This window comes from Mesorhizobium sp. M7A.F.Ca.CA.002.09.1.1 (genome assembly GCF_003998555.1).
GTDB lineage: Bacteria > Pseudomonadota > Alphaproteobacteria > Rhizobiales > Rhizobiaceae > Mesorhizobium > Mesorhizobium ciceri.
This window is the reverse complement of record NZ_RZRR01000941.1, coordinates 1-2,092: the sequence shown is the minus strand read 5'-3', so window position 1 is coordinate 2,092 and position 2,092 is coordinate 1. Positions and strand designations below refer to the sequence as shown.

The 2,092-nt window shown below is 62.4% G+C and carries 3 protein-coding genes; 2 read left to right on the top strand and 1 reads right to left on the bottom strand.

Annotated features, from left to right (window positions below):
* The first annotated feature begins 638 nt into the window (after positions 1-638).
* Positions 639-896 carry a PepSY domain-containing protein gene (locus EN994_RS28645; RefSeq protein WP_013531689.1) on the top strand — a complete coding sequence of 86 codons (258 nt, stop codon included), beginning with the start codon at positions 639-641 and terminating at the stop codon, positions 894-896.
* 153 nt (positions 897-1,049) lie between these two features.
* Entirely contained in the window at positions 1,050-1,532 is a 483-nt protein-coding gene (locus tag EN994_RS28640) for a hypothetical protein (protein ID WP_063167997.1), read from the top strand.
* Position 1,533: 1 nt separating this feature from the next.
* On the opposite strand, the gene EN994_RS28635 is transcribed toward EN994_RS28640, so the two are convergent.
* Positions 1,534-2,092, bottom strand: a 559-nt coding sequence (locus tag EN994_RS28635) for a L,D-transpeptidase family protein (protein ID WP_164746289.1), incomplete at its 5' end; no start/stop codon positions are given.

The window sequence follows — 2,092 nt, the reverse complement described above, 5'->3', positions numbered from 1 at the left end:
CACCATAGCACCGGCGCAACGGTTCGAAGAGATGCTCCTGGACGCGACCGCACTGTCTGCTGACAAAATGTACTCGCTCCCGTAGCTCGCCCGCCCAGCAGCCAGTGTGGCCTTAAGTCGCAAGGATTGGCTTGCGAAAGCGGGGTTTCGGCCTTCATTGACGCTGCGATCGACACCATATGGTGATCCACAGCCCTCCAAACGAGAGAAGCTCGCTTGACGCGGTCGCATAGCGGCCGTCAGCCGGCAATGGCTATGAACCAGGAACCTGAAAAACCATGCCTGAAAATGTCAGACCAATTTCGAAAGACGTCCCCCTCATTCAGCTAGGCGTCTATCAGTGCCGCTTCCCGGTAAGCGAAGACCGGTCGGTACCCGGCGGTTATCGTTTTTGTGCCGGGCCAACTTCGGCGGATCGCGTCTATTGCGATCACCACCACAGCATCGTGACCGCCGTCGACCCTCGCCGAACCCGTTCAGGTCTCCACCCCGCTCAACGACGCGCCGCGTAAGTCAAGCGGGCAGCGGCCCCTCGTTCGGGCAGCTGCAAACCGGTGGACTGAATCGGCACGCATTCCACCCGCGGAACAAACCGGTACGCCAGCGAGTTTCTCCCCGACGAAACTTGAGGGAAAGCCATGTCCAGATTTCTGCTGGCGACCAGCGTCGCCGTTCTTTTCGCCGTCGCGCCGGCCTTGGCCGCGGACGACAAGCCGCTGCCGCCGCCCAATGCCAAGAAGCTGTCGGAGATCATCGCCAAGGTCGAGCAGCGCGACGGCTTTCGCTATGTGGACGAGGTCGACTGGGACAGCGGCGCCTACACCGTCACCTATTACACGGCGGACAAGGCGAAGGTCGAAATCACCTACGATCCTGTGACGGCGGAGCCGAAATAGGGACGCTCCGACGCGAATTCGTTCTCGGCTGCGTCACAGGCTCCCGGCGCCAACTTCGGCGATCGCCCTGGCGCGGGCGCCTCCCCTTGCGTCAGTCGTGCTTTGATGGCTGACTGTCGTTTCCTGGAATAGCTCCGGGCGCCGCATTGGGGGATGGGGATGGCGACGGCAAAGCACGTGATGAAGCGCATATTGATGATGTTGGCCGGCTACTTCGTATCGGTGCTGGTCGGCCTGATCGCCGTGGCGGTGATCTATGGCGTGCTCAGTTCCTTGCCCAATGCGCCCAACTATTTCGACGTCATGGGTGTTTCGCCGATCGCGGTGCTGCTGGTGCCGCCGCTCGGCATGTTCGTCTATTTCCTGACGATCGTGGTGACCGCGCTGCAAACGTTGATCTTCGCGCTGATCGCAGAGTTCTTCTCGCTGCGCAATGTCCTGCTGCACATGGTTTTCGGCGCTGGCGCCGCAGTCGGCGGCTTCGCCCTGATCTGGCCGAGCGCACCGGAGGACATGGACCCGGAGCGTTGGGTCGACATCGGCATCATTGCCGCTGCCGGCCTTGTCGCCGGGTTGCTCTATTGGCTGATCGCCGGGCGCGACGCCGGCTTCCGACGGCCACTGTTCGAGCGCTAAATCAACTCGAAGGCGAGCGAACCGCCTCCGTGGCATCCAGGGCCTGCTTCAGCCGCGAGTCGCGGTCGTAGACGTCGCCGAAATATTCGACCTTGCCCGACAGATCGGGCCATGCGGTGAAATAGGCGACATAGACCGGGATCGTGCGTGTCACGTTCTCGGTCGCGTGGCCGTGCTTCAGCTTCTCGGCGATATAGTCCACGGAGGTGCCAAGCACCGCCGCCGCCATGCCGCGCGGGTCCTGCAGCCGCACGCAGCCATGGCTGAGCGCGCGCATATCGCGCTGGAAGAACGATTTCTGCGGCGTGTCGTGCATGTAGATCGCATGCTTGTTGGGGAACAGGATCTTCAACTCGCCCAGCGCGTTGGCCTCGCTCGGCTGCTGGCGCACGCTGTATGGGATGTTCGAGCCATAGGCGCCCCAGTTGACCGCCGACGAAGGAATGCGCTTGCCGCGCGAATCCGTCACCTCATAGCCGGCCCGGTCGAGATAGCCCGGATCGTTGCGCAATCTCGGCAGCATCTCGTTGACGATGATCGACTGGGGCACGCCCCAATAG

Coding starts and splice junctions, on each gene's coding strand:
- EN994_RS28645 (WP_013531689.1), top strand. CDS start 639: ATGTCCAGATTTCTGCTGGCGACCAGCGTCGCCGTTCTTTTCGCCGTC.
- EN994_RS28640 (WP_063167997.1), top strand. CDS start 1,050: ATGGGGATGGCGACGGCAAAGCACGTGATGAAGCGCATATTGATGATG.